Annotated in this window: 19 protein-coding genes and 1 other RNA gene; 15 read left to right on the top strand and 5 right to left on the bottom strand. The window is 75.1% G+C overall.

Annotated features, from left to right (window positions below; genetic code table 11):
* Window positions 1–59 precede the first annotated feature (59 nt).
* The 3 genes from AF335_RS04855 to AF335_RS36790 all read right to left on the bottom strand — a co-directional run bounded on the left by AF335_RS04855 (window position 60) and on the right by AF335_RS36790 (window position 5,028).
* On the bottom strand, window positions 60–1,439 hold the full coding sequence (locus AF335_RS04855; RefSeq protein WP_102916934.1) for an ABC transporter substrate-binding protein: 1,380 nt from the start codon (window positions 1,437–1,439) through the stop codon (window positions 60–62).
* Between the two features lie 227 nt (window positions 1,440–1,666).
* On the bottom strand, window positions 1,667–3,934 hold the full coding sequence (locus AF335_RS35375) for an FtsK/SpoIIIE domain-containing protein (RefSeq protein WP_483409767.1): 2,268 nt from the start codon (window positions 3,932–3,934) through the stop codon (window positions 1,667–1,669).
* Between the two features lie 149 nt (window positions 3,935–4,083).
* Entirely contained in the window at window positions 4,084–5,028 is a 945-nt protein-coding gene (locus AF335_RS36790; protein WP_483409766.1) for an FHA domain-containing protein, read from the bottom strand.
* Window positions 5,029–5,658: 630 nt separating this feature from the next.
* Here AF335_RS36790 and AF335_RS04840 point away from each other — a divergent pair.
* The 4 genes from AF335_RS04840 to AF335_RS04825 all read left to right on the top strand — a co-directional run bounded on the left by AF335_RS04840 (window position 5,659) and on the right by AF335_RS04825 (window position 11,706).
* Entirely contained in the window at window positions 5,659–7,446 is a 1,788-nt protein-coding gene (locus AF335_RS04840) for a serine/threonine-protein kinase (RefSeq protein ID WP_102916933.1), read from the top strand.
* Window positions 7,447–7,615: 169 nt separating this feature from the next.
* Complete coding sequence (locus AF335_RS04835) at window positions 7,616–9,040, top strand: serine/threonine-protein kinase (RefSeq protein ID WP_425329108.1); 1,425 nt, start codon at window positions 7,616–7,618, stop codon at window positions 9,038–9,040.
* Between the two features lie 166 nt (window positions 9,041–9,206).
* The gene (gene prfB, locus AF335_RS04830) at window positions 9,207–10,313 is read left to right on the top strand and encodes a peptide chain release factor 2 (RefSeq protein ID WP_102916932.1); all 1,107 of its coding nucleotides are present in this window, start codon (window positions 9,207–9,209) and stop codon (window positions 10,311–10,313) included.
* A gap of 223 nt (window positions 10,314–10,536) precedes the next feature.
* Window positions 10,537–11,706, top strand: coding sequence for an LPXTG cell wall anchor domain-containing protein (locus AF335_RS04825; protein WP_102916931.1), 1,170 nt, complete (start codon window positions 10,537–10,539; stop codon window positions 11,704–11,706).
* A 135-nt stretch (window positions 11,707–11,841) separates the two neighbouring features.
* Here AF335_RS04825 and AF335_RS04820 read toward each other — a convergent pair whose 3' ends face one another.
* Window positions 11,842–12,036 (bottom strand): hypothetical protein, encoded by a 195-nt coding sequence (locus tag AF335_RS04820; protein WP_102916930.1) that lies wholly within the window; start codon window positions 12,034–12,036, stop codon window positions 11,842–11,844.
* A gap of 291 nt (window positions 12,037–12,327) precedes the next feature.
* On the opposite strand from AF335_RS04820, the gene ftsE reads away from it, so the two are divergent.
* From ftsE to AF335_RS04790, 6 genes are all read left to right on the top strand, one after another.
* Complete coding sequence (gene ftsE / locus AF335_RS04815; protein ID WP_102916929.1) at window positions 12,328–13,017, top strand: cell division ATP-binding protein FtsE; 690 nt, start codon at window positions 12,328–12,330, stop codon at window positions 13,015–13,017.
* A gap of 9 nt (window positions 13,018–13,026) precedes the next feature.
* Window positions 13,027–13,941: a permease-like cell division protein FtsX gene (gene ftsX / locus AF335_RS04810; RefSeq protein ID WP_102916928.1), complete on the top strand. Its 915-nt coding sequence runs from the start codon at window positions 13,027–13,029 to the stop codon at window positions 13,939–13,941.
* Window positions 13,942–14,008: 67 nt separating this feature from the next.
* On the top strand, window positions 14,009–15,283 hold the full coding sequence (locus AF335_RS04805; RefSeq protein ID WP_102916927.1) for a S41 family peptidase: 1,275 nt from the start codon (window positions 14,009–14,011) through the stop codon (window positions 15,281–15,283).
* Between the two features lie 18 nt (window positions 15,284–15,301).
* The gene (smpB, locus tag AF335_RS04800) at window positions 15,302–15,799 is read left to right on the top strand and encodes an SsrA-binding protein SmpB (RefSeq protein ID WP_102916926.1); all 498 of its coding nucleotides are present in this window, start codon (window positions 15,302–15,304) and stop codon (window positions 15,797–15,799) included.
* A gap of 114 nt (window positions 15,800–15,913) precedes the next feature.
* Window positions 15,914–16,283, top strand: a transfer-messenger RNA (tmRNA) gene (ssrA, locus tag AF335_RS04795).
* Between the two features lie 209 nt (window positions 16,284–16,492).
* Window positions 16,493–17,683, top strand: a complete 1,191-nt coding sequence (locus AF335_RS04790; protein WP_102916925.1) for a hypothetical protein — start codon at window positions 16,493–16,495, stop codon at window positions 17,681–17,683.
* On the opposite strand, the gene AF335_RS04785 is transcribed toward AF335_RS04790, so the two are convergent.
* Window positions 17,622–18,935 (bottom strand): MFS transporter, encoded by a 1,314-nt coding sequence (locus AF335_RS04785; RefSeq protein WP_102916924.1) that lies wholly within the window; start codon window positions 18,933–18,935, stop codon window positions 17,622–17,624. The two genes, AF335_RS04790 and AF335_RS04785, sit on opposite strands and share 62 nt — an antisense overlap.
* Before the next feature lie 84 nt (window positions 18,936–19,019).
* Here AF335_RS04785 and AF335_RS04780 point away from each other — a divergent pair, with 84 nt between their 5' ends.
* From AF335_RS04780 to AF335_RS04760, 5 genes are all read left to right on the top strand, one after another.
* Window positions 19,020–19,979, top strand: a complete 960-nt coding sequence (locus AF335_RS04780; RefSeq protein WP_102916923.1) for a LysR family transcriptional regulator — start codon at window positions 19,020–19,022, stop codon at window positions 19,977–19,979.
* Between the two features lie 253 nt (window positions 19,980–20,232).
* Window positions 20,233–20,829 (top strand): CGNR zinc finger domain-containing protein, encoded by a 597-nt coding sequence (locus AF335_RS04775; RefSeq protein WP_102916922.1) that lies wholly within the window; start codon window positions 20,233–20,235, stop codon window positions 20,827–20,829.
* A gap of 519 nt (window positions 20,830–21,348) precedes the next feature.
* Entirely contained in the window at window positions 21,349–21,837 is a 489-nt protein-coding gene (locus AF335_RS04770) for a sigma-70 family RNA polymerase sigma factor (RefSeq protein ID WP_221505798.1), read from the top strand.
* Window positions 21,834–22,583 carry an anti-sigma factor family protein gene (locus tag AF335_RS04765; protein WP_102916920.1) on the top strand — a complete coding sequence of 250 codons (750 nt, stop codon included), beginning with the start codon at window positions 21,834–21,836 and terminating at the stop codon, window positions 22,581–22,583. Before AF335_RS04770 ends, AF335_RS04765 begins: the two co-directional genes overlap by 4 nt.
* Window positions 22,584–22,777: 194 nt before the next feature.
* Complete coding sequence (locus tag AF335_RS04760) at window positions 22,778–25,183, top strand: HelD family protein (protein ID WP_376697882.1); 2,406 nt, start codon at window positions 22,778–22,780, stop codon at window positions 25,181–25,183.
* The last annotated feature ends 238 nt before the right edge of the window (window positions 25,184–25,421 follow it).

Raw genomic sequence — 25,421 nt, 5'->3', positions numbered from 1 at the left:
GGCGGCCCGGAGGCCGCAGCGCCGCCCGCGGAGGCGGTCGACATGGTGCGGGGCTCCTGTCAGCTCTTGAACGCCTTGGCCGCGTCGGACTCCAGCTTCCGCTGGGTGCCCGCCACGTCGCCGGGGTTCTTCAGGAAATCCTGGAGATGTTTCCACTCGCCCTGGCCCGGCTTGCCGCCGAAGGAGGCGGGGGCCAGGTCGGACATGTCGAAGCGGAAGTCGTCGCCGGCCGAGACGAGGGCCTTGGCGATGGAGCGGAGCACGTCATCGGGGTAGGCGGCCGGGTCGAGGTTCTTGTTGGCGGACAGGAAGCCGCCCTCCGCGGCCCACACCCGCGCGGCGTCGGCCGAGGCGAGGAAGGTCAGTAGCGCCTGCGCCGCCGGGCCGTCCTTCAGGGCCACTCCCACGTCGCCGCCGGTCACCACCGGGGGCTTCGCGCCCACCGCGGGGAAGGGGAAGACCTTGGCGTCCTTGCCGATCGCCGCCCTGGTGGCGAGGATGTTGGCCGCCGCGAAGTCGCCCTCGAAGACCATGGCGGCCCTCGGCTCCTCGCCCCCGCTGAAGGTCTGGGTGACGGAGGTGGGGAACTGCGTCTGGAGCGCACCGTCGTTGCCGTCCGCCAGCAGCCCCGGGCCGCCGAAGAGCTTGCCCAGGGCGGTCAGGGCGTCCTTCACCGACGGGTCCGTCCACGGGATCCCGTGCCGGGCGAGGAGGTCGTACTTCTCCGGGCCCGCCTGCGACAGATAGACGTTCTCGAACCAGTCGGTGAGCGTCCAGCCGTCCGCCCCCGCCACCGACACCGGCGGGATGCCGTAGTCGGCGATCAGCTGCGCGGTGCTCAGGAACTCCGCCCAGGTGCGCGGCTCCTTGGCGCCCGCCCCGCCGAAGACCTTGGTGTTGTACCAGACGAGCGACTTGTTGCTGACCTTGAAGTAGACGCCGTAGCGCTTGCCCTCGTCCGAGCCGAGGTCCTGCCAGCCTTTGGGGAAGTTCTTCGCCAGCTCCGCCCGCGCCTCGTCGCCGAGCGGTTTGAGCCATCCCTTGCGGGCGAATTCCCGCAGCACTCCCGGCTGTTGGAGCATCGCCACGTCGGGGGGGTCGCCGCCGGCCACCTTCGAGCCGACGAAGGAGGACATGTCGTCGCCGCTGGGCACGAATGCCACCTCGGCGCCCGTGCGCCGCGAGAACTCGTCCAGGACCTTGGTGAAGCCCTTCTGCTCGGCGCCCGTCCAGACCGCGGTGACCTTGAGCTTCCGCCCGTTGAGCTTGGGGAGCCGGACGGTGTGCGGGACGGCGTCCGAGGTGCCGCCGGGCGCCGGCGCCGTGCTCTTCCCCCCGCCGTCGTCGCTGCACCCCGCGGCCGTCAGGGTCAGGACCCCCGCCGCGAGGAGCGCCAGGGCGCCGCGCGCCCCCCGCACCGTGCGAAGCGATGTACGCATTGCCGCCCCTCCCCGTACGAGCCCCCGGTGGGCGGCCGTAGCGCGCACCGGCCCGGCATGCGGCCCGCCTCCCCGTGCGACAGTCCTACGCCCGCCCGCGAGCCGCCGCAATACCGTCAACGGGGACAACTCGCTTATCGTGACCGGGCTGTGATGCGCTGTCACGCCCGGCGCCGGATGCCTCCCCGGCCCGCGCCCGCCTCCCGCGCCCACGCGGGAGGCGGTGCTCAGAGCAGCGGCGGCGCGGCCTCCGCCCCCGCCGACTGCGCGGCCCGCTGAAGGGCGCTGGCGAGCAGCGCGAGGTCGGTCGGGCCGTTGCCGAGCTCGCGCACCGGCCGGCGGGTGGGCGGATCGCCCATCCGCTGCCAGTCCAGCGTCACCACCGTCGGGCGGAGCGTCGCAGTCCGGGGGATGCGGCCCGTGACCCGGCCGGCCTGGAAGGGCGTCGTCGCGTCGTCGTCCGGGCGCATCAGGCGCCCGCGGCCCGGCGCGGGCTCGCCCGCGCCGCTGCCGTCCGCCGCCCCGCCGTCGGCCGACGGCGGGGCGATCTCCAGCGTCGCGCGCAGCCCGGCCCGCTCGACGGCCGCGGTGTCGGCCGTCCGCTCGGGCCGCCCGGAGGCCGCCACCAGGTGCACCCCGAGCCGCTCGCCGTCCCGGGCCACCGCCTCCAGGGCGCGGACCACGGAACCCGCCGCCGGCCGGCCCGTACTGCCCAGCGCCGGGGCGACCAGCGCGTCGAAGTCGTCGACGAGGACGACGAGGCGGGGCAGGGCCGTCTCCGCCGTGAGCGACGGGCCGTCCCGCTGGGTGCGCAGCTTCAGGGTGCCCGTCGGCAGGCTGTCCAGGTCGCCCGCGGCGTCCATCGGACGGCGGGGCGACACGACCTGCGCGGCGGCGACGGCGGCGTGCTGGGTGTGCCAGGCGGTGAAGTCGAGCCGGCCGAGCAGCTCGGCGCGGCGCTTGAGCTCCGAGCTGAGGGCCTGGGCGAACTCCCGCATCCGCACCGGGTCGGAGGCGGCCAGATAGGTGGAGACGTGCGGCAGGTCCGTGCACAGCCGCAGCCCCTCGCCCCGCTCGGCGCCGGCCCCGTCGACCAGGACGAGCGAGAGCCGGTCGGGCCGGTCCGCCGCCGCCAGCGAGGCGGCGAGGGAGCGCAGCAGCTCGGACTTGCCGCTGCCGGTCCCGCCCTCCACGAGCAGGTGCGGACCGTCCGCCGCGAGGTCCACGGCGAGCGGGCCGTGCGGCCCGGCCCCGAGCACGGCGACGGCGCGGCCGCCGGGCCGGGCGCCCCGGTCCGTGGCCGCCGCCCAGCGGGCCGTCAGCGAGGCGGGGGTGGCGCGGGCGAGCCCCAGCTCGTCCAGCAGGCGGGCGCTGCGCGGCAGGGCCGCCGCCACCCGGGAGGACGGCCCGCCGGCCGCCGCGTCCGTCATCCGCAGGGGAGCCAGCGCCCGCGCGAACCGCTCGGCCCACGCCGCCGACACGGCGTCCACGGCCGCGACCACGGCCGTGCCCGAGCCGGAGTCGTCGGCGTGGGTCCCGGCGCCGGCCTCCGCGAGGCCGGTCGGCGGGCCGTACGGATCGGGGGGCCGCGCGTACCGCGTGTCGAGGCCCGTGCCGGGAGCAGTGGATGCGCCGTCCTGGCCGTACGCCCCCTCCTGGCCGTACGCGCCGTGCTCGTACGCCTGCCCCGCGCCGGGCATGCCCGCGGGGCCCGCCGCACCCGCGGCCGGTGCCCGGTGGAGGATCTGCACCACCGTGGCCACGTCACCGCTCAGCAGTGCCACCGCGCCGCAGTGCGGGAACGCCGGGGCCGCGGCACGGGCCGTGGCCAGCGTCGCGGAGACCGGCGAGGCGGGCGTCGTGGCGGGGGCCTCGGCCAGACAGAGCAGGTGAATGCCCGCCGCCGGGCCGCCGACCGCCAGCCGGGCGACCGTCTCGCGCAGATCGGCCGAGCCGGGGTCGCCGTCGACGATCAGGACGGTGCGCGGGCCGGTGTGGCGCTCGGCGGCGTGCGCGACGGCGGTCGCCGTGGCGGCCGCCCAGTGCGGGCCCAGCGGCCCCTCCTCCAGGCGTCGTACGAGCTCGGAGGTGCGGGCCACGGCCTGCTCGCGGTCGTAGGCGGTCAGCAGCCGGCAGTCCTGGCCGCGCACCGGGCGCAGCTGCGGCAGCCAGCCCAGCCAGGACCACTCCGCGAGCCGCTCCTCGGCGGTGCGCCCGCGGTCCGCGCTGATCAGGACGAACTCCAGGGCGGCGGGGGAGTGCAGCGCCGCCAGCTGCGCGAGCACCGACCTGGCCAGCCCGGACAGCCGCCCCCGGGGCCCCGCGAGCCCCAGCGAGCCGGCCTGCCGCAGCCCGACCGTCACCGGCACGGCGGCCTGGGCCGAGCCGTCCGGGGCGTAGCGGTCGGCGGTGCCCAGCCGGACGGTCAGCAGGTCGGGGTGGTCCGGGCCGCGCTCCCACAGGCGCGGGCCCGGCCCGAGCGCAGTCAGCAGCACGCTCGCCGGGTCCGGCCAGCGCTCGCGCAGCGCCGCCGCCTCGGCGCGGGCCGTCCCGGCCGGGGCCGCGCCGTCCTCGGGCCACTCGCCGGGCTCCGGCGGCCGGGCCGCCGCGCTCCGGCCGCCGGTCAGCCGCCGCGCCCATGCGCCTATTCCCCGGTTGCGCCGCCGGGCCGGTTCCCCGGCGGGCGCGCTCGGGCCGCCGGGGGCCGCCCGGCCGGCTCCTCGGGGCTCAGCCGCACCCCGCGCCCGCCGTGGGTCACGGGGTCCTCGCCGTACAGGGGGTCCGATGCCGGGAAGCCCGCCGTGCCGACCGCGCTGCTGGTCCGGCCGGGCTCCCGGGCCTGCGCCGGGGCGCCCAGCCAGGGGCCGCGCGCCGGGGGCGCCAGCGGGCCCGTGGGCGGGGTGACGACGGGGCCCACCCGCAGATGGCCCTCGCCGTCCGGGACGGCGGGCAGCACCGGCGGGTTCGCGTCCTGGGCGCCGTGCAGGCTCAGCACCGACTCGCCCACCCGCAGCAGCTCCCCGGAGGGGAGGACGACCGGCTCCCCGGCGACCTCCTCGCCCGCGAGGGCCGTGCCGTTGGTGGAGCCGAGGTCCCGCACGGTGACCGTGCCGTCCTCGGCGAGCGTGACCGCGCAGTGCAGCCGGGAGACGTCGGGGTCGTCGAGGGGGACGTCCGCCGCCGTGGAGCGGCCGACGTGGACCTCGCCGCCGTGCAGCAGATGGACCCCGCCCGCGTCCGGCCCGGACACCACGTGCAGCCGCACGGCGGCCTCGGGGTCGCCGGACAGCAGCGGCGCCCCGGGGTGCCGCTCCGGATCGGCCGGGGCGTTCAGGGACAGCACGGCGCCGTCGATCAGCGGGGGCTCGCCCAGGGCGCGGCGCTGGGCGTCGAGCCGTTCGGCCCCGGCGTAGACGACGGGGGTGCCGCTGCCGAGGTCGCAGCCGGCGGCCGCGACGGCGGTGGCGAGCCCGCTGGTCACACTGGCGAGGGCGGTGCCCGCGGGGGCGGTCACGAGCACATCGCAGGCCCGAGTGGTGTGCGTGGTGTGGCCGCTGAGCGGCCCGAGGACGGTCAGCCTGATCTGCATCGCCGTCAACGGTCCCTTCCTGCCCCTGGTGCGCGACAGGGGCCGGGCGCGGCCCTCCCCCACCGTGCACGGGCGCGTCGGCACGTACAGGTCACCACGTTCGCGCGGGGCAGTCCGCTCCCTCCCCACCGCATCCGTGCTTGCGAGCATCCTCGCACCTGCCACCGACGACGCGCCCGGCGAGAGTCAATTCGTGATCTTGAACGACGATCGGAGTGTGCGAAAAACGCCGTTGGTGAACGAGTGGGATCGCCGCAGCCGTGTGATCGGTTCGCCGGGTGCCTGTTTATTGATGTCCGTTGACGTCTCTTGCCGTGTTTTTGCGGAGGCCCGGACGTGCGCTCTTTCGTGCGCTCCTGCGCGTCGCACTGTGGCCCGAAGGAGGCCCGAAGGAGGCCCGAAGGAGGCCCGTAAGGAGGCCCGTAAGGAGATCCGTAAGGAGACCCGCGAGGCCGCCCGTACCGCCACACCGCTCACTGGTGGCAACCAAGTGTCCGGAACGCGCGTCTTTACCGCAAGCCCCCCGGATTTCGTCAAGCCGGTGGTCCGTACGACGGCACTACAGTGGGCGCAAGGCCGGGCACGACAGAGGCCATCGCAAGCAAGGACCACGATCAGGGAGCGCATGACGTGCGGCCGGTAGGTAGCAAGTACCTGCTCGAGGAGGTGCTCGGACGCGGCGCGACGGGCACCGTCTGGCGAGCCCGCCAGCGGGAGGCGGCGGGCGCCGAGGCCGCGGTGGCCGGGCAGCCCGGAGAGGCCCTCGCGATCAAGGTGCTCAAGGAGGAGCTGGCCAACGACGCGGACGTCGTGATGCGCTTCCTGCGCGAGCGCTCCGTCCTGCTGCGGCTCACCCACCCCAACATCGTCCGCACCCGCGACCTCGTCGTCGAAGGCGATCTCCTCGCCCTCGTCATGGACCTCGTCGACGGCCCGGACCTGCACCGCTACCTGCGCGAGAACGGCCCCTTCACCCCGGTGGCCGCCGCCCTGCTCACCGCCCAGATCGCCGACGCCCTCGCCGCCAGCCACGCCGACGGCGTCGTGCACCGCGACCTCAAGCCGGCGAACGTCCTGCTGGCCGGCTCCGGCGGCCCGACGCTGCACCCGATGCTCACCGACTTCGGCATCGCGCGCCTCGCGGACTCCCCGGGCCTGACCCGCACCCACGAGTTCGTGGGCACGCCCGCCTACGTCGCGCCCGAGTCCGCCGAGGGCCGCCCGCAGACCTCCGCCGTCGACATCTACGGCGCCGGCATCCTGCTGTACGAGCTGGTCACCGGCCGCCCGCCGTTCTCCGGGGCCACCGCCCTGGAGGTCCTGCACCAGCACCTCAGCGCGGAGCCGCGCCGCCCCAGCACCGTGCCCGAGCCCCTGTGGACGGTCATCGAGCGCTGCCTGAGCAAGCGGCCCGAGCAGCGGCCGAGCGCCGAGAACCTGGCCCGCGCGCTGCGCGTCGTCGCCGCCGGCGTCGGCGTGCACGCCTCCCCGGCCCAGGCGGAGGCCGCGCTCGGCGTCGCCGCGCTGCTCACCCCCGATCCGGAGCCCGCGCCGGTCCCGGGCACGGGACCGGGCGGTGTGCCGGGCGGCGACGCCGACCCCACCCAGGTGCTGTCCCCGACCGGTGGCGCGCCCGCCCCCTGGGCCGATCCGGACGCCGCGACCAGCTTCCTGCCCACGACGCCGCCCGCGCCCGGCGGGGACGCCGACCCCACCCGGGTCATGCAGGCCGGCTCCGGCCCGAACGGCGCCGGCGCGCCCGACCCGACGCGCGCCATGCCGCCCGTACCCCCGGGGCCGCCCGGCGGCGACGCCGAGCACCCGTGGCAGACGCAGATGCGCGCCGCCCGCGACCGCAACGACCAGACCCAGGTGCAGTACCTCGACCCGAGCGAGGACCCGCTGCGCCGCCGCCCCCAGCGGCGCGCCCAGCAGCAGCCCCAGCAGCCGCACCCGCAGCAGCCCCAGCGGCCGCCGCAGCGGGCCTACGGGCAGCAGCCGCCGCAGGCGTACGCCCCGCAGCCCCAGCCGCAGCAGTACGCGCCCAGGCCGCCCCAGCCCCAGCAGCCGTACGCCCCGCAGCGCCCGCCGGAGCGCCGCCGCCGGGGCGCCGAGCCGCAGCAGCGGTATCAGGAGCCCCAGCCGCAGCGGTACGCCCCGGAGCCCCCGGCGCCGCGCCGGGAGCCGCGGCCGCCGAGGCAGCGCAGCGCCAACCCCATGCGGATCCCGGGGCTCGGCTGCCTCAAGGGTTGCCTTTTCATGATTGTCCTGTTGTTCATCGGGTCCTGGCTCGTCTGGGAGTTCACCCCGCTGAAGGACTGGGTCGCTGACGGCCGGGGCTTCTGGGACGCCACCTGGGGCTGGATCACGGATGTGAAGGACTGGATCTCCGGCCTCGGGTCGTCCAAGGGCGCCTAGCGGTGTGGATTTATCGACACCTGACGGGTGTTTTCCGCCGCGGAAGTGGCGGTTGCTCCGGGATCGGGGTCCCTGACGCCTCCCCGGCCGCGTAGCTTGGTCGCCGGCGCCCCCGTGGTCGCCGGCGTCTCCGTCGGATGTCGGAGGACTGAAAGGAACCGGAACAGCCTTGGCACGGAAGATCGGCAGCCGGTACACCGCCCACCAGGTGCTGGGGCGCGGCAGTGCGGGCACGGTGTGGCTCGGCGAGGGGCCGGAGGGCCCGGTCGCCATCAAGCTCCTGCGTGAGGACCTCGCCTCGGACCAGGAGCTGGTCGGCCGGTTCGTGCAGGAGCGCGCGGCCCTGCTCGGCCTGGACCACCCCCATGTGGTGGGCGTCCGCGACCTCGTCGTGGACGGGGCCGACCTCGCCCTGGTCATGGACCTCATCCGGGGCACGGACCTGCGCACCCGGCTCGACCGGGAGCGGCGCCTCGCGCCCGAGGCCGCCGTCGCCATCGTGGCCGACGTCGCCGACGGCCTCGCCGCCGCGCACGCGGCCGGGATCGTGCACCGTGACGTCAAACCCGAGAACGTCCTCCTCGACATGCAGGGCGAGCTCGGCCCCGGCGGCGCGCACCCCGCGCTGCTCACCGACTTCGGCATCGCCCGCCTCGTGGACTCCCCGCGCCCCGCCCGCGAGCGGCCCGCCGCCGCGCCCGGTCAGGGCACGCCGGGCCGGGGGCCCGGCCCCCGCAGCGTCATCGGCACGCCCGACTATCTGGCCCCCGAGATCATCGAGGGCCTGCCGCCGCGTGCCTCCGTGGACGTCTACGCCCTCGCCACCGTCCTGTACGAGCTGCTGGCCGGCTTCACGCCCTTCGGCGGCGGCCACCCCGGCGCGGTCCTGCGGCGGCACGTCACGGAGACCGTGGCGCCGCTGCCCGGCATCCCCGACGAGCTGTGGCAGCTGATCGTCCAGTGCCTCGCGAAGGGCCCCGCGTCACGGCTGCGCGCCCCGGAGCTGGCGGCACGGCTGCGGGAGCTGCTGCCCGGCCTCGCCGGGATACCGCCGCTCGACATCGACGAGCCCGAGGACGAGCCGGAGACGCCGGACGGCGTCGCCACCGAGCGGACGCCCCTGGACGGCGCGGCCGTCCAGGCGGGCACGGCCGGCACGGCCGCGGCTCAGCGGCCGCGCGGCGCGGTGCCGCTCGTCCCGGGGCCGTCGCCGACTCCAACCGGGACACCCACACCAGCATGCGGGTGCCGACCCCCGCCGAGCTGGCGGGCGGGGCGCACGGCACGGCCCGCGCGCCCCGCGCCCCGGCCAGCGCCGGGCGGGCTCCGCCCGGCACCGCTCCCCGGCGGAGACGCGGCGCCGCCGCATCAAGCTGGGGGCGGCGGCGGTGGCGCTGGCCGCGGCGGCGGGGGTGGGGACGTGGTTCGCGACATCGGACCAGGACGCTCCGCGGAAGTCTCCGACGGTGCAGCGGACGGATGTGCCGGAGCCGCGGGTGCCGTAGCCGGGGCCGGGGTGTGGTGGTGCGCCTGCGGCGGGCTTTTTCCCCAGCCCCGCCCCTTCCCGAATGTCCTCAAGCGCCGGACGGGCTGAAAATCAGCCCGTCCGGCGTTTGAGGACCGGGGTCCGGGGCGGAGCCCCGTTCGGGAAGGGGCGGGGTGGGGAACAAGCCCCGCGCAGCGGCCCGAAACGCCCCGTCACCACCCCCGTCACCACCTCTTCGGGCCAGGCAGCCCGGCGCAGCCGTTAGGCTGGGTGCGTGGCAGTCGTTGATGTATCCGAAGAGCTGAAGTCCCTCTCCTCGACCATGGGGTCGATCGAGGCCGTCCTGGACCTCGACAAGATGAGGGCTGACATCGCCGTGCTCGAGGAGCAGGCGGCCGCCCCCTCCCTCTGGGACGACCCGGAGGCGGCACAGAAGATCACCAGCCAGCTGTCGCACCTCCAGGCGGAGCTCCGCAAGGCGGAGTCCCTGCGCGGCCGGATCGACGACCTCTCGGTGCTCTTCGAGCTCGCCGAGGCCGAGGACGACGCCGACGCGCTCGCCGAGGCCGAGACCGAGCTCACCGCCGTCCGCAAGGCGCTGGACGAGATGGAGGTCCGCACCCTCCTCTCCGGCGAGTACGACTCCCGCGAGGCGCTGGTCAACATCCGCGCCGAGGCCGGCGGCGTCGACGCCTCCGACTTCGCCGAGCGCCTCCAGCGCATGTACCTCCGCTGGGCCGAGCGCCACGGCTACAAGACGGAGGTCTACGAAACCTCCTACGCCGAAGAGGCCGGCATCAAGTCGACCACCTTCGCCGTCCAGGTCCCGTACGCCTACGGCACGCTCTCCGTCGAGCAGGGCACCCACCGCCTCGTCCGCATCTCGCCCTTCGACAACCAGGGCCGCCGTCAGACCTCCTTCGCGGGCGTCGAGGTGCTCCCGGTCGTCGAGCAGACGGACCACGTCGAGATCGACGAGTCCGAGCTGCGCGTCGACGTGTACCGCTCCTCCGGCCCCGGCGGCCAGGGCGTCAACACCACCGACTCCGCGGTGCGTCTGACCCACCTCCCGACCGGCATCGTCGTCTCCTGCCAGAACGAGCGTTCGCAGATCCAGAACAAGGCGACCGCCATGAACGTCCTCCAGGCCAAGCTCCTTGAGCGCCGCCGCCAGGAGGAGCAGGCCAAGATGGACGCGCTCAAGGGCGACAGCAGCGGCTCCTGGGGCAACCAGATGCGCTCCTACGTCCTGCACCCGTACCAGATGGTCAAGGACCTCCGTACGGAGTTCGAGGTCGGCAACCCCACCTCCGTCCTCGACGGCGACATCGACGGCTTCCTCGAGGCCGGCATCCGCTGGCGGAAGCAGCAGGAGAAGTAACCCCAAACCCCCGCACAGCCGGACAGTCCCGCCCGTAACTTCCTTGACGCTGCATCAAAAACTGGGAAGGCTGGCGCGTGGCACGCGTATCACTGGGGCGTGTGTGGCGGGGGGCGAGCGGCCGGCCGAACTGGCCGGCTACGCCTGTCTGAGGCCCCCAGACGCCACCGCCCCGTGCATAGCTGCTCCAATGACGAGATCGGCTACTGGGGGTAGCAGGCATATGACCAAGAAGACGCGGCTGCGCGTCGCGCGCATAGCCGCCGGCGCGGTCGTCGCCGCCGGCGCTTCGCTGACGGCGGCCGGTGCGGCCTCCGCCGCGGGTGTCCATGTCGCCGGGGTCGGCGTGAAGGCGGACGTCAAGGTCCGCTCCGTCGCCGTCGACGGCGACCCGAACGAGATCCCGCAGCCGCCGACCACGGGTGGCACCGAGACCGGTGGTACGGGCACGGGTGGCACCGAGACGGGCGGTCCGTCCTCGGGCGGCACCGGCACGGGCGGCACCGAGACCGGCGGCCCCTCCTCGGGCGGCACCGGCACCGGTGGCAACGAGACCACCGGCGGATCCGAGACGGGCGGTCCGTCCTCGGGCGGCACCGGCACCGGAGGGTCCGAGACGGGCGGTCCGTCCTCCGGCGGCACCGGCACCGGTGGCAACGAGACCGGCGGTACGGGCACGGGCGGCAATGAGACCGGCGGCACCGGCACGGGCGGGCACGAGACCGGCGGTACCGGGACCGGCGGCAATGAGACCGGCGGTACGGGTACGGGCGGTCATGAGACCGGCGGTACGGGCACCGGTGGCAACGAGACCGGTGGCACGGGTACGGGCGGTCACGAGACCGGTGGCACCGGCACCAACGGTTCCACCGGGAGCACCGGCTCCACCGGTTCGACCGGCTCCACCGGAAGCACGGGCTCGACCGGCTCCACCGGTTCCTCCACCGGCTCCGGCGGTTCCTCCGGCACGTCCGGCTCCACGGGCTCGACCGGCTCCACGGGCTCGACCGGTTCGACCGGTTCCACCGGTTCCACCGGTTCCTCCACCGGCGGTGACGAGAACGGCTCCGGCAGCGGCTCCACCGGTTCGACCGGTTCCACCGGCGACGACCACACCGGTGCGACCACCGGCGGCGGCACCGACAAGGGCGACAAGGGCGGCGAAGGCCGCACCTGCCCCGTCGACACCGCCAGCAACTGCGGCTCCGGCACGGACTCCGACGGCTCGGGCACCACGCCCGTCCAGCAGGCCAAGCCCAAGGAGCAGCTCGCCGAGACCGGCGCCGGCCAGACGACCTTCCTGGTCGTCGGCGCCGCGACGATGATCGCCGGCGGCATCGGCTTCCGCCTGCTGCCGCGTCTGATGACGCGCGGCAACGCCGCCGCGGCCTGACGCACGCGCCCCGGCCGCCCGGCCGGGGACCCGCGGCACCCGGCGCGGACACCACGAAGGGCCCGGAGCGCTCACACGCTCCGGGCCCTTCGTACGCTCCGCGCGCCCCTCGGGGCGCGCCGCGTGGCCGGACGGCTACGCGGCGAAGTCGTGCACGGCCACCGCCACGGCTATCAGCGCCACCAGCAGCGCGAGCAGCGTGGCCGGGGTCAGCCCGGCGAAGACGCCTTCCTGGTGCTGCAGGCGCTCCCTGCTGGCCCGGCAGACGGGACAGCGGCCCTCGCTGACGGGGGCAGCGCAGTTGGCGCACACCAGTCGGTCGCATGTCATGCGATCTCCTCCTCCGGTACGTCCAACGCGTGGGAGAGCCGAGCGGTTCCCCTTACCACTGTGCCAGCTTCCCCGCCGTTCGGCGCGGCCGGTCGGCGTAGGCGGGGGGCACGGCCGGGGCGCCTGTGCCCATTGTCCTGATTTTGTCCCCCGGGGTGGCGCCCGCAAACGCGCCATCACCCGATGCCGACTGCGCGTGCACCGGTCGGTCGCGTATGGTCACGGACACCGACGGGAGCCGCGGTCGCGCGGTGTTCCGTGCCCCTATCCAGGTCGACGCTTGGTGCACTCGTGATCCGATTCGACAACGTCTCCAAGTCCTATCCCAAGCAGAACCGCCCTGCGCTCCGCGATGTGTCGCTGGAGATCGAGAAAGGCGAGTTCGTCTTCCTGGTCGGTTCCTCGGGGTCCGGCAAATCCACCTTCCTGAGACTGCTCCTGCGCGAGGAGCGGGCCAGCACGGGCCAGGTCCACGTGCTCGGGAAGGACCTCGCCCGGCTCTCCAACTGGAAGGTGCCGCAGATGCGCCGCCAGCTGGGCACGGTCTTCCAGGACTTCCGCCTGCTGCCCAGCAAGACCGTCAGCGAGAACGTGGCCTTCGCCCTGGAGGTCATCGGCAAGCCCCGCGGCGAGATCCGCAAGGCCGTCCCGCAGGTCCTGGAGCTGGTGGGCCTCGGCGGCAAGGAGAGCCGGATGCCCGGCGAGCTCTCCGGCGGCGAGCAGCAGCGCGTGGCCATCGCCCGCGCCTTCGTCAACCGCCCGATGCTGCTGATCGCCGACGAGCCGACCGGCAACCTCGACCCGCAGACCTCCGTCGGCATCATGAAGCTGCTGGACCGGATCAACAGGACCGGGACCACCGTCATCATGGCGACCCACGACCAGCAGATCGTGGACCAGATGCGCAAGCGCGTCATCGAATTGGAACAGGGCCGTCTCGTGCGCGACCAGTCGCGCGGCGTCTACGGCTACCAGCACTGAAAGGACGCCATGCGCGCCCAGTTCGTCCTGTCGGAGATCGGCGTCGGTCTCCGCCGCAATCTCACGATGACCTTCGCGGTGATCGTCTCCGTGGCTCTGTCGCTCGCGCTCTTCGGCGGGTCGCTGCTCATGCGCGAGCAGGTCAGCACGATGAAGGGCTTCTGGTACGACAAGGTCAACGTCTCGATCTACCTCTGCAACAAGACCGACGCGCAGTCCTTCCCGGCCTGCGCCAAGGGGGCCGCGACCGAGGACCAGAAGAAGGAGATCCGCGCCGACCTGGAGAAGATGGCGGTCGTCCAGAAGGTGCAGTTCGAGACGTCCGACGAGGCGTACAAGCACTACAAGGAGCAGTTCGGGAAGAACTCCCCGATCGCCGCCTCGGTGACCCCGGACCAGATGCAGGAGTCCTTCCGGATCAAGCTGAAGGACCCCACCAAGTTCCAGGTCATCTCCACCGCCTTCTCGGAACGCCCCGGCGTGCAGATGGTGCAGGACCAGAAGGACGTCCTGTCCGATCTGTTCAACCTCCTCAACGGCATGAACTTCGCGGCGCTCGGCGTGATGTGCCTGATGCTCGTCGTCGCGCTGATGCTGATCGTCAACACCGTCCGGGTGTCCGCGTTCAGCCGCCGGCGGGAGACCGGCATCATGCGTCTGGTCGGCGCGTCCAGCTTCTACATCCAGATCCCCTTCGTCATGGAGGCGGCCTTCGCCGGTCTCCTGGGCGCGGGCCTGGCCTGCGTGCTGCTGGTCAGCGGCCAGTACTTCCTCGTCAACAACTGGCTCGTGAACCACATCGACGTCATCACCTTCATCGGCTGGGACGCGGTGCTGGCCAAGCTGCCCCTGGTGCTGGCGATGGGCCTGCTGATGCCCGCTCTGGCGGCGTTCGCGGCCCTGCGGAAGTACCTCAAGGTCTGACGGGTGCCGAGGGCGCCGTGCGGTCAACTCCCCGTACGGCGCCCTTCCGTGTCCTAGACTCACGCGCATGCCCGGCCCGCCGATGTTCGTCCCGCAGCGCCGCGCCCGCCGCGCCGCCGCGCTGACACTGGTCTTCGCGGGCGTGCTGGCGACGGGCGCCGTGGCCGGTTCCTGGAGCGCGGACGCGCAGGAGGGCCGGAAGCGGGCGCAGATCCGCACCTTCGCGCACCCGGCCGCGGCGCCCGGCGCCCCGGGGGAGCGGCCCCCGGTGGACCACCGCGCCGTCGAGGCCGCCGCCGCGCGGGCCGCGCAGGACGGCAAGTCGGGCTCGGAGGCCGCCACGGAGGTCGTCACCCGCAGCGGCGACCTCTGGTCGGCCGTCTACAGCGCCCGTGAGTACGAGGGCTTCGCGCGCTCCCTCGACGGCGGTTACGTCGGCGTCGGCCTGTCCGCCCGGCGGTCCGCCGACGGCCGGACGGAGGTCGACAGCGTCCGCCCCGGCAGCCCCGCCGCGCGGGCCGGCCTCCGGCCCGGCGACCGGATCCGCAGCATCGACGGGCAGGGGGTCGACGGCTTCCCCGTCACCGAGGTCGTCGCCCGGCTGCGCGGCGACACGGCCGGCCCCGACCGGTGGGGCGGGAGCGGCGAGGGGTACGCCCCGTCCACCGCCGTGGGCGTGCCCGGTACGCCGGTGACGGTCGGGCTCCAGCGCGGCCCCCGGGCCTGGGACCGTACGCTGCGCCGGGCGCGGCTGGCCACCGAGAGCGTGGCCGTGGAGCGGCTCCGGGACGAGGGCACGGGCGCGCCCGCCACCCGTATCAAGGTCGAGTCCTTCACCAGGGGCACCGGCGAGCGGGTCGGCCGGGCGGTGCGCGCGGCCGGGCCCGCCGAGGGGATCCTGCTGGACCTGCGGGGCAACAGCGGCGGCCTGGTGACCGAGGCCGTCACCGCGGCCTCCGCCTTCCTCGACGGCGGTCTCGTCGCCACCTATGACGTCCGGGGCAGCCAGCGTGCCCTGGAGGCCCGCCCCGGTGGTGCCACCCGGCCCCCGCTCGTCGTGCTCGTCGACGGCGGCACGATGAGCGCCGCCGAGCTGCTGACCGGGGCCCTCCAGGACCGCGGCCGGGCCGTCGTCGTCGGCGCCCCGACCTTCGGCAAGGGCTCGGTGCAGATGCCCACCCGGCTCGCGGACGGCTCGGTCGCCGAGCTGACCGTCGGCCACTACCGCACGCCCGGCGGGCGGACGGTCGACGGCCGGGGCATCGCGCCCGACCTGGTGGTCCGCGGTGACGCCGAGCGGCGGGCCCGCACAGTATTGAGTGGCCTCGGGGGTGGGTCGTAGTGCGAGAATGGCCGCGCTATGGCTAAAGAGACGGGTCGCAAACTGGTCGCGCAGAACAAGAAGGCGCGACATGACTACCACCTTCTGACCACCTACGAGTGCGGCCTGGTGCTGACCGGCACCGAGGTCAAGTCGCTGCGGCAGGGCAAGGCGTCGCTGGCCGACGGCTTCGTCCAGATCGACGGCGGGGAGGCGTGGCTGCACAACGTCCACGTCCCCGAGTACAACCAGGGCACGTGGACGAACCACAGCGCCCGCCGCAAGCGCAAGCTCCTGCTCCACCGCGCGGAGATCGACAAGCTGGCGTCCAAGACGCAGGAGACCGGGCACACCATCGTGCCGCTGTCCCTGTACTTCAAGGACGGCCGGGCCAAGGTCGAGATCGCCCTCGCGAAGGGCAAGAAGGAGTACGACAAGCGGCAGACCCTGCGCGAGAAGCAGGACACCCGCGAGTCGAACCGCGCCATCGCGGCGGCCAAGCGACGGCAGCAGCGACAGCGGGCGGCCCACGGGTAGCCCAGGGGTAGCCCAGGGGTAGCCCGCCCGGGTAAATACGCTGGCACTGCCGTCCGCCGGTCACGTACGATGGGCACCGCACCCCGCGAGGGGCGCACTTTGAAAAAACAACATGGGGATGATCGGTTTCGACAGCGGATGTCGAAGCAGGGGAAGCGTGTCGAGGAAGCGGCAATGATCTCGTAAACCATATGTCGCAACCAATAATCGCCAACACCAAGCGCGATTCCTTCGCCCTCGCTGCCTAAGTAGCGACTTGCGAAGTGTCAGCCCGGGGCTGTTCCCGACCCGGATCCTGGCATCAGCTAGGGAACTAAACCACTAGGTCCGGTCACGGGACCGAGTGGGAAATCAAACAGTGACTGAGCCCGTCGGAGACTTGTCCACGTGATCTCCGGGGCCGAGAAAATCGCAGTGGACTGCACACGGAGAAGCCCTGATTCCGCACCGTTGGACGCGGGTTCGATTCCCGCCATCTCCACGGGTGAACGGGTGGAGCGTGCTCGCAGGAAGCGCGAGCACGGTCCACCCGCCGTATCTCCGGGGGCATGCCCCCCGGACCCCCTCATCCCATGTGAGCAGAGGCCCCACCGCACCAGCGGTGGGGCCTCTGTCGTTCCCCGGCGTCGTTACTCCATGGTGGTCCCGGACGCCCGGCCTCCGGGCGGCCGTGGCGATCGACGAGGGGGTGCGGTGAAGGGGATCCTGAAGGTGCTGGCCCTGGCGGTGGCCGGGGTGCTGTGGCCGGTGGGCGTGGCGGCGGGCCAGGATGCCGGCGACGGCCGTCGCGGCGGCGAGGTGCAGCTGCTGCTCAACGGCGCCTTCGACAGCCGCCCCGGCGAGCTGATCGACATCGATGTGCGGGGCGTGGCCGAGCGGGTCGCCGTCCGGGTCGTCTCCCCCGCCTTCGACCGGCCCGTCGAGCTGACCCCCTACGCGCCCCGTACGCCCGGCGAGGGACGCGGCCACCACGCGCGCCCGGCCGTCTCGGCGACCGCCCGGCCCGGCAGCCATCCGCTCACCGTCGAGGCCGGCGGCCGCGTCGTCGCCGAGGACCGGGTGGAGGTGGGGCCGGCGCGGCGGCCGCGGTTCACGGTGGCGTCGCCCGGCGGGCCGCTGCGCCCGGGGCAGCGGCTGTGGATGGCCTACGACGACCTGTACCCCGGCGAGACCGGCACGGCCTTCTCCGTACGCTCCTCGGCGTTCCGCGCGTCCGTCTCCCTGGCCCACGACCCCGGCGGCCCCGACTGGAACAACCCCCGGCTGTTCGCCGGGAGCGCCGAGCTGCCGCCCGCGCTCGAGGACGGCACGTACCGGGTGGTGCTGACCGGCCCCGGCGGCCGCGCGATCGACGAACGGCCGCTGACCGTGCGCGCCGCCCGGCCCGGCGACCGGGACTACCTGGGCCGGGCGCGCGGCCCCGCCCTCTTCGGCGGCCCGGCCGCCCCGGGGCCGGACGCGGCCCGCGTTTACGGCCACGCGGTCGCGGCCGGCGGGACCGTCCACGTGCTCTGGCAGGACGAGGCGCCCGACGCGGGGGAGGAGGAGCGGCTGCGCGCCACCTCGCCGGCCTTCGCCCACCCGGTGCGGCTCCGGCGTGACGACAGCAAGGCCGCCGACGGGCAGGACCCGCGCTATCTCGGGCCCGCCCGGGTGCGGGAGGACCTGGAACCGGGCCGCTACCCCGTCACCGTCGTCAGCCACCATGGCCGGGTGAAGCGGACCGGACGGCTCACAGTCACCGGATCCGGTACGTCCGCTTCGGTGGACGCGCCGTCGCCCGCCGTCCTGGCCGGCGCGGGCGCGGCGGCCGTGGTGGTGGTCACGGGCGCGGTGCTGCTCCGCCGCCGGACGGCCCGCGCGACCGCCCGCCCGCCGCGGTGAGCCGGGCCAGGGCGGCGGCGAGGGCGGGCACCCCGTAACCGGCGGCCGCCCCCAGGTGCTCGGCGCACCAGCCGCCCGCCGCCGAGCCCGCCGCGATTCCGCCGAGCAGGCCGGTCACGGCCAGCGTCATGCCCTCGTTGAGCCGCCCCGCGGGCGTCAGGCCCTGGACCAGGCGCATGCCGGTGACCATGGTCGGCGCCGTCGCCGCGCCCGCGACCAGCAGCGCCCCGGCCAGCGCGAGCAGGCTGCCGAGCGCCCCCGCGAGCAGGGGCAGCAGCGCCATCGCGGCCATCGCCGCGAGGTGGCGCCGGAAGCGGCGGTCCACCGGGCCCGCCGGGCGGGTCAGCCCGTACAGCAGCCCGGCCGCGCAGGAACCGGCCGCCTGGAGGCCGAGCACGGCGCCCGCCGCCGAGCGGTGGCCCAGCCCGTCGGCGAACGCCACGGTCACCACCTCCAGCGAGCCGAAGACCGCCCCGGTGCACAGGAAGGTGGCCAGGACCACGGCGAGCGCCGGGTTGCCGCGCAGCGGCGACCGCCCGGAGCGCACCGCCCCGGAGGCGGGCGGCTCGGTGCGGCGCTGGGCGGCGAAGAGCGTGACGCCGGACAGGAAGAGCCCGGCCGCGACCAGGCTGCCCAGCTCGGGGAAGCCGGGGACGGCCGTGCACAGCAGCGTGGCGACGACCGGGCCGAGCATGAAGCACGCCTCGTCCACGGCCTGTTCGAAGGAGTTCGCGGTGTGCAGGGCCGCCGGGTCGCCCCGCAGCAGGTGGGCCCAGCGGGCGCGCGACATACCGCCGGTGTTGGGCGTCGTGGCGGTCGCGGCGTACGCGGCGAACAGCGTCCACGCGGGCGCGTCGTACCGCACGCACAGCACCAGGGCCAGCGAGCCCAGGGCGGCGACCGCGGCGGCGGGCACGGCCACCCGGGCCTGCCCGTGCCGGTCCACCAGCCGCGCGGTCCACGGGCCGACGACCGCCGTCGCGCCGAGCCCGGTCGCGGTGACGGCGCCGGCCAGCGCGTACGAGCCGCGCTCGGCCGAGATCATCAGGACGGCGCTCACCCCGGACATGCCCATGGGCAGCCGGGCGAGCAGGTTCCAGACGGTGAACGCGCGGGCGCCGGGGACGGCGAGGAGCCTGCCGTACGGGCCGCGCGGCGCGGGCCGTACGGGCCCCGGAGGGCGCCGGGGCGCGGCGACGAGGGTGCCGCCGGCGACGGCGAGCAGCGGAGCGGGGGAGGGGCGCGGGGGCATGCGTCCACCCTCGCCGCGCGCCGGGGGCACGGTCCAACACCTGATCGGTGGCCGTTCACGCACATCTGTTGTTAACTGCCGCGGGTGCCCCACGACATCGAGCCGCGCCTGCTGCGCGCCTTCGCCGCCACCGCCGAAGAGCTCCACTTCACCCGGGCAGCCGCCCGGCTGTTCGTCGCTCAGCAGGCCCTCAGCCGGGACGTCCGCCGCCTCGAACAGCGCCTGGGCGCCGAACTGTTCGTCCGTACGACCCGTCAGGTCACCCTCACCGCTGAGGGCGCCCGGCTGCTCCCGTACGCCCGCCGGGTGCTCGCCGCCCACGACGAGCTGGCCGCCGCGTTCGCGCGCGGGGAGCGGCCCCTGATCGTGGACAGCGCGACGGTCGGCGTCACGGGCCGGGTGCTGGCGGCGGCCCGCCTCGCGGTCCCGGACCACGAGCTGGTGGCCCGCTTCCACAGCGGTCTCACCGGCGCGGCCCGGGAGATCCTGGCCGGCCGGCTGGACGTCTCGTTCGGGCGGCTCGCCGGCCTCGACCCGGCCGTCCGGGCCCGCCTCGACCACGTCCCCGTACGGTACGAGCCCATGGCCGTCCTGCTGCCGGAGGGCCACCGGCTCGCCGCCCTGCCCGAGGTGCCGCTGGCGGCGCTGGCGGGCGAGACCCTCTACGCGGCGGCGGGAAACGAGGCCACGGCGGAGTGGACGGATCTCGCGGAGCGGCTCTTCGAGGGGCGGGGCATCGGCGTCGCCGCGCCCTTCCCGGAGATCGAGGGCGACGGGGAGTTCGTCCGCGTCGTCCGCAAGCGCGGCTGGTCGGTGCTGGCGAGCGTCGAGTTCCTGGACGTGCCGGGCATGGTGCTGCGCCCGCTGACCGACCCGGTGCCGCTGTCGCCCGTCTCGATGGTCTGGCGGCGCGGCCTGCGGCACCCGGGCCTCGACGCGCTGCGCGCCGCCGTCCGCGAACTGGCCGCGCGGCATGGTTGGTTGACCCGCCCCGCGGGGGCGTGGCTGCCGGCGGAGGACGCGGCGGTGATGGCGGGACGGTGAGGGGCGGGGCGCCCGGGCGCGGGGCAGGGGGGTTACAGGGGCGTGCCCCGAGGGGCACCCTGGAGAGGGGAGGACCGGGTACCGGCTCGCACCGGGCGCCCGGGGAACACGCGCGCCCGGGGGGCGGAGCGGATCCCGGCGGGATACCCGACGGATACGCGGACATGCGAGGACGTACGACGCACGAAGGCGCGTCGTGGCGCGTCACGGCGGGCCACGGCGGACGGGCAGACAGGGAAAAGGTGACAGGCGCATGGTGGCGACGGCCCCCTATGACCTGCGATTCGACGCCGGGCGGCTCTGCCTGGACCTGGTGGCCACGGTCGGCGGCCGGTTCAGCGAGGAACCGGTCGAGCGGCTCGACAGCCCCGCGCGGCTGAGGGCCTGGCTCGTCGGCGCGGGGGTGGTGCCGGCCGGCACCCCGCTCGACGGGGTGGACTCGGCCTGGCTCGCGCGCTTCCGCGCGGCCCGCGACCTGCTGCACCGCGTCGTCCACGCCGAGGTGGGCGGCCGGGCCGCCGACCCGGACCTGGAGCGCGTCAACGCCCTCGCCGCGACCGCCCCGCCCGCGCCCCGGGCCGTGCGCGCCGCCGACGGCACCCTGGTCCGCGCGGTGGCCGGCGAGCCCGACTGCGAGGAGCTGGTCGGCCGGGTCGCCCGGGACGCGGTGGAGCTGCTCACCGACCCGGCGGCGCGCGGCCGGCTGCGGCAGTGCGAGGGCGAGACGTGCTCGCTGGTCTACCTGGACACCTCGCGGGGGCACCGGCGCCGCTGGTGCTCCAGCGAGGTGTGCGGCAATCGCGAGCGGGTGGCCCGCCACCGGCGGCGGCTGGTCAACGGCCGGGGGTGACCGCGGGGTTGCCGCCGGGGGACACCGGTGGCGGGCCGGGCAGCGGCGGGGCCGGGGTGTGGGACGCGGCCCCGCCGCGGGCTCACTCCCGGAGCGGCGCCGCGTACGGGCGCGCCGCGCCGGTGGTCGGTGCGACGGTGCTCCGGCTCATCGGCGACCTCCTCGCGCGGGGCGCCGGCACCCTGCCCGCCCCGCCTCTCGTACGGCTCGCGGCCGGGTCCGGTTCAGCCGCGGACTGTCGGCCGTGTCACGCGGGCCGGGCTGAACGCGGCGCGGGTCCGGTACGTACGCGCGGGGGGCTCGCGCCCGCGGTCCCCTCCTCGTGCAGGCGCCGTTCGTCCGGCCCGTACGCGCGGGGGCTCGCGCGGCCGCTTCCGGATTCTCCGCCCGGCGCTGAACCGTGCGCCGGTGCCCTACGTAGAAGAGGGCAGCGGTGACCGACTCGCGCTATCGACCCGGGGGAACGCCGTGCGCAAGGATGCCGTCGTGGCCGACAGGACGAGTCCCGACGAGGAACTCATGCGGGCGCTCTACGCGGAGCACGCCGGTCCGCTCCTCGCGTTCGTACTGCGTCAGGTGGCCGGCGACCGCCAGCGGGCGGAGGACGTCGTCCAGGAGACCCTGGTGCGCGCCTGGCGCAACGCCGACCGGCTGCGCGGCGCCCCCGGCACCGTACGGCCCTGGCTGGTGACCGTCGCCCGGCGCATCGTCATCGACGGCCACCGCAGCCGGCGGGCCCGGCCCCCGGAGGTCGACCCCGCACCGCTGGAGCTGATCCCGGCGGCCGACGAGATAGACCGGGCGCTGCGCCTGATGACCATCTCGGACGCGCTGGGCGACCTCTCCGAGGCGCACCGGGAGGCGTTGATAGAGACCTATTTCAAGGGACGCACGGTGAGCGAGGCCGCCGAGGCGCTGGGCATACCGGCCGGGACCGTGCGGTCCCGGGTCTTCTACGCCCTGCGCTCCATGAAGCTCTCGCTGGAGGAACGGGGGGTGACGGCATGACCGGGCCGGCCCGGCACACGGACGTGGGCGCCTACGCGCTCGGCGTGCTCGACGAGGCGGACGCCGGCCGTTTCGAGGAGCACCTCGCGGACTGTGACCGGTGCGCCGACGAGCTGGACGGCCTCATGGGGCTGACCCCGCTCCTCGCCGAACTCAAGGAGGCCACGCCGGATCCCGGGGCGCTCACCGCACGGCCCGGCCCCGGGCTCCTCGACGGGCTGCTCGGCGAGGTCGCCACCGTCCGGCGGGCCCGCCGCACCCGCCGGCTGTGCCTCGCCGCGGCGGCCGCCGCCCTGATCGTCGCGGGCCCGCTGGCCGGCGCGGCCCTCGTCCAGCGGGACGCGCCGGACCACGGCTCGGTGAGCGCGGCCAAGCAGATGTACGAGGAGGGCGAGAAGATCGGCACCGTCGACCCGGAGACCGAGGTCGAGGCGACGGTCTCGCTCCAGCCGAAGCCCTGGGGCACCCATGTGGCCCTCCGGCTCGGCCATGTCACGGGGCCGCGGACCTGCGACCTCGTCGCCGTGGGGAAGAACGGCGAGCGGCAGACGGTCACCACCTGGGCGGTGCCGCCCGGGGGCTACGGCCTGGACGGGAGCGGCGAGGGGACGAAGGGGGACGAGGGCGGGAAGTGGGGCCGGGAGCCGCTGTACACCCACGGGGGCGCCGCGCTGAACCGGCAGGACATCTCGCGCTTCGAGGTCCGTACGCTCGACGGCACGCTGCTGGCGACGGTCAGGCTCTGACCGGCCTTGTCCCGTGCTGACCGGCCTTGTCCGGCCCTGTCCAGCACTGCCTGGCCCTGACCGGTCCTGTTCGGCACCCCTTCCGCGAACCGGTCCCGAAACCGGCTAATTCCGTCATGTCCTGACAGGTGCGCTCAGTACCCCTGTTCGCGTACGGTTGACGGCTGCCCTAGGCACAGCAGAAGGGGGCTTGGGTGGCCGCGCAGAACGCCACGCACGCACACGTGGCGACCGGACCGGAGACGGAGCCCGACGGGGTCCGTGACCGGGAGATCGGTACCGAACAACAGCATCTCGACCGGGTGTACCGACGCCTGGAGGAGAAGATCCACGAGGCCGAGTTCCTCATGGACGACGCCGCCAAACGCGGACAGGTCGGCACGCCCGGCGCGCTCGCCGAGCGGGACGCCCAGGTGTTCCGCGCCGGGGTGCACCTCAACCGGCTCAACAGCGAGTTCGAGGACTTCCTCTTCGGCCGCGTCGACCTGCTCCTCGGCAAGGACGGGAAGAAGGGGCCGGACGGCGCCTACACCTCCGTCGAGCCCGCGGACGACGCCGTCAGCGACGACCGGGCCGAGATCGCCGAGACGCTGCACATCGGCCGCATCGGCGTCCTGGACTCCGACTACTCCCCGCTCGTCATCGACTGGCGGGCGCCCGCCGCGGCGCCTTTCTACCGCGCCACGCCCGTCGCGCCCGGCCGGGTCGTCCGCCGCCGCGTCATCCGCTCCAAGGGCCGCAAGGTCCTCGGCGTCGAGGACGACCTGCTGCGCCCGGAGCTCACCGCCACCCTGGCGGGCGCCGCGCTGCCGGTCGTCGGCGACGGCGCGCTGATGGCCGCGCTGGGCCAGGCCCGCAGCCACACCATGCGGGACATCGTCTCCTCCATCCAGGCCGAGCAGGACATGGTCATCCGCGCGCCCGCCGCGTCGGTGACCGAGGTCGAGGGCGGCCCCGGCACCGGCAAGACCGCCGTGGCCCTGCACCGCGCCGCCTACCTCCTCTACCAGGACCGCCGGCGCTACGCGGGCGGCATCCTCGTGGTCTCGCCGACCCCGCTGCTCGTCGCCTACACCGAGGGCGTGCTGCCCTCGCTGGGCGAGGAGGGGCAGGTGGCGATCCGCGCCGTCGGCTCCCTGGTCGACGGCGCCGAGGCCGATACGTACGACGAGCCCGCCGTCGCCCGCGTCAAGGGCTCGTCGCGGATGCTCAAAGTGCTGCGCAAGGCGGTGCGAGGGGTACTGGAGGGAACGGGCGCGCCGGCCGGGCGGGCCAAGGACCGTGACGGCCAACTGCCGCTGGACGACCCGGACGGATCCACGGGCGGACCCCAGGGCCCGCCGGACCGGCTGCGCGTCGTCGCCTTCGGCGCCCGGCTCGAACTGGGCGCGGAGGAGCTCAAGCGGATCCGCAACGCCGCCCTCGGGGGCACCGCGCCCGTGAACCTGCTGCGCCCGCGCGCCCGCCGGCTCGTCCTCGACGCCCTGTGGTCGCGGGCCGGCGGCCCCAAGCGCTACACCGACCCCGAGCTCGCCGCCGAGGCCCGGCGCGCCTTCGACGAGGACGTCTCGACCGAGGACGACTTCCTGGGCTTCCTCGCCGCCTGGTGGCCCGAGCTCACCCCGCGCGGGGTGCTCGCCGCGATGGCCGACGAGCGCCGGCTCTCCCGCTGGTCGCGCCGGGTGCTCAACCCGCGCGAGGTGCGGCTGCTGGCCCGCTCGCTCAAGCGGCTGGACGCGGCGGGCCGCGGCCCGCTGTCGGTGCACGACGTGGCGCTGCTGGACGAGCTGGAGACGCTGCTCGGCGCCCCGGCCCGGCCCCGGCAGCCGCGCGAGGCGGACCCGCTGGCCCATCTGACGGGGCTGGAGGAGCTGATGCCGCAGCGCTCGGAGTCACGCCGGGAGCGCGCCGAGCGGCTGGCGGAGGAGCGCCGGGACTACGCGCACGTCATCGTCGACGAGGCGCAGGACCTGACGCCCATGCAGTGGCGGATGGTGGGCCGCAGGGGCCGCACCGCCACCTGGACGATCGTCGGCGACCCGGCGCAGTCCTCCTGGTCCGACCCGGACGAGGCCGCCGCCGCCCGCGACGAGGCGCTGGGCGCCCGCCGGCGCACCCGGTTCCGGCTCACCGTGAACTACCGCAACCCGGCGGAGATCGCCGAACTGGCCGCCAGGGTCCTGGCGCTGGCCATGCCGGGCATGGAGTCGCCGGCGGCCGTGCGGTCCACGGGCGTCGTGCCGCGGTTCGCGGTGGCGGGCGACGACCTGGCCGCCGCCGTACGGGCCGAGGCGGTGCACCTGCTGGGCGACGTCGACGGCACGGTCGGCGTGGTCGTGCCGATGGGGCGCCGCGCGCAGGCGCGGGGCTGGCTGGCCGGGCTGGGCGACCGGGTCGTGGTGCTGGGCAGCCTGGAGGCGAAGGGGCTGGAGTACGACGCGACGGTCGTGGTCACGCCCGCCGAGATCGCGGACGAGTCGCCGGCCGGGCTGCGGGTGCTGTACGTGGCGCTGACCCGGGCCACCCAGCGGCTGACGGTGCTCTCCGGCGAGCGGGACGACCCGGACGCGGACGGGGTGCCGGACCTGCTCCGGGACTGACCGGCGGGGCCGGCTGCGGGGCCGTCCGGGGAGGGTCCGAAGGGGCCCGCCCCGGACGGGATCCGACGTTCTCGGGGCCGAACTTCCGCTCCTGGAATGACTTCCCGGAACGGTTTGTTAGCCTGGGTGTGGCACCGGCTCGATCCAAGCCCCCGGGCCCAACCTTAGTCGCTTCGAGCGACCACTTGCCGCGAGGCGAGCATGGCGGGCCGGTGTCACCTGAACGACCGTCGACGGG

Origin of the sequence: Streptomyces eurocidicus (assembly GCF_002891295.1) — a bacterium.
Lineage (GTDB): Bacteria > Actinomycetota > Actinomycetes > Streptomycetales > Streptomycetaceae > Streptomyces > Streptomyces eurocidicus.
This window is presented reverse-complemented; position numbering and strand designations above follow the sequence as displayed.

Excerpts from the sequence above, each read along its gene's own strand:
- AF335_RS04855 (WP_102916934.1), bottom strand. The coding sequence starts at position 1,439 with ATGCGTACATCGCTTCGCACGGTGCGGGGGGCGCGCGGCGCCCTGGCG.
- AF335_RS36790 (WP_483409766.1), bottom strand. The coding sequence starts at position 5,028 with ATGCAGATCAGGCTGACCGTCCTCGGGCCGCTCAGCGGCCACACCACG.
- AF335_RS04825 (WP_102916931.1), top strand. The coding sequence starts at position 10,537 with ATGACCAAGAAGACGCGGCTGCGCGTCGCGCGCATAGCCGCCGGCGCG.
- AF335_RS04820 (WP_102916930.1), bottom strand. The coding sequence starts at position 12,036 with ATGACATGCGACCGACTGGTGTGCGCCAACTGCGCTGCCCCCGTCAGC.
- ftsX (WP_102916928.1), top strand. The coding sequence starts at position 13,027 with ATGCGCGCCCAGTTCGTCCTGTCGGAGATCGGCGTCGGTCTCCGCCGC.
- AF335_RS04805 (WP_102916927.1), top strand. The coding sequence starts at position 14,009 with ATGCCCGGCCCGCCGATGTTCGTCCCGCAGCGCCGCGCCCGCCGCGCC.
- smpB (WP_102916926.1), top strand. The coding sequence starts at position 15,302 with ATGGCTAAAGAGACGGGTCGCAAACTGGTCGCGCAGAACAAGAAGGCG.
- AF335_RS04785 (WP_102916924.1), bottom strand. The coding sequence starts at position 18,935 with ATGCCCCCGCGCCCCTCCCCCGCTCCGCTGCTCGCCGTCGCCGGCGGC.
- AF335_RS04775 (WP_102916922.1), top strand. The coding sequence starts at position 20,233 with ATGGTGGCGACGGCCCCCTATGACCTGCGATTCGACGCCGGGCGGCTC.
- AF335_RS04770 (WP_221505798.1), top strand. The coding sequence starts at position 21,349 with ATGCGGGCGCTCTACGCGGAGCACGCCGGTCCGCTCCTCGCGTTCGTA.
- AF335_RS04765 (WP_102916920.1), top strand. The coding sequence starts at position 21,834 with ATGACCGGGCCGGCCCGGCACACGGACGTGGGCGCCTACGCGCTCGGC.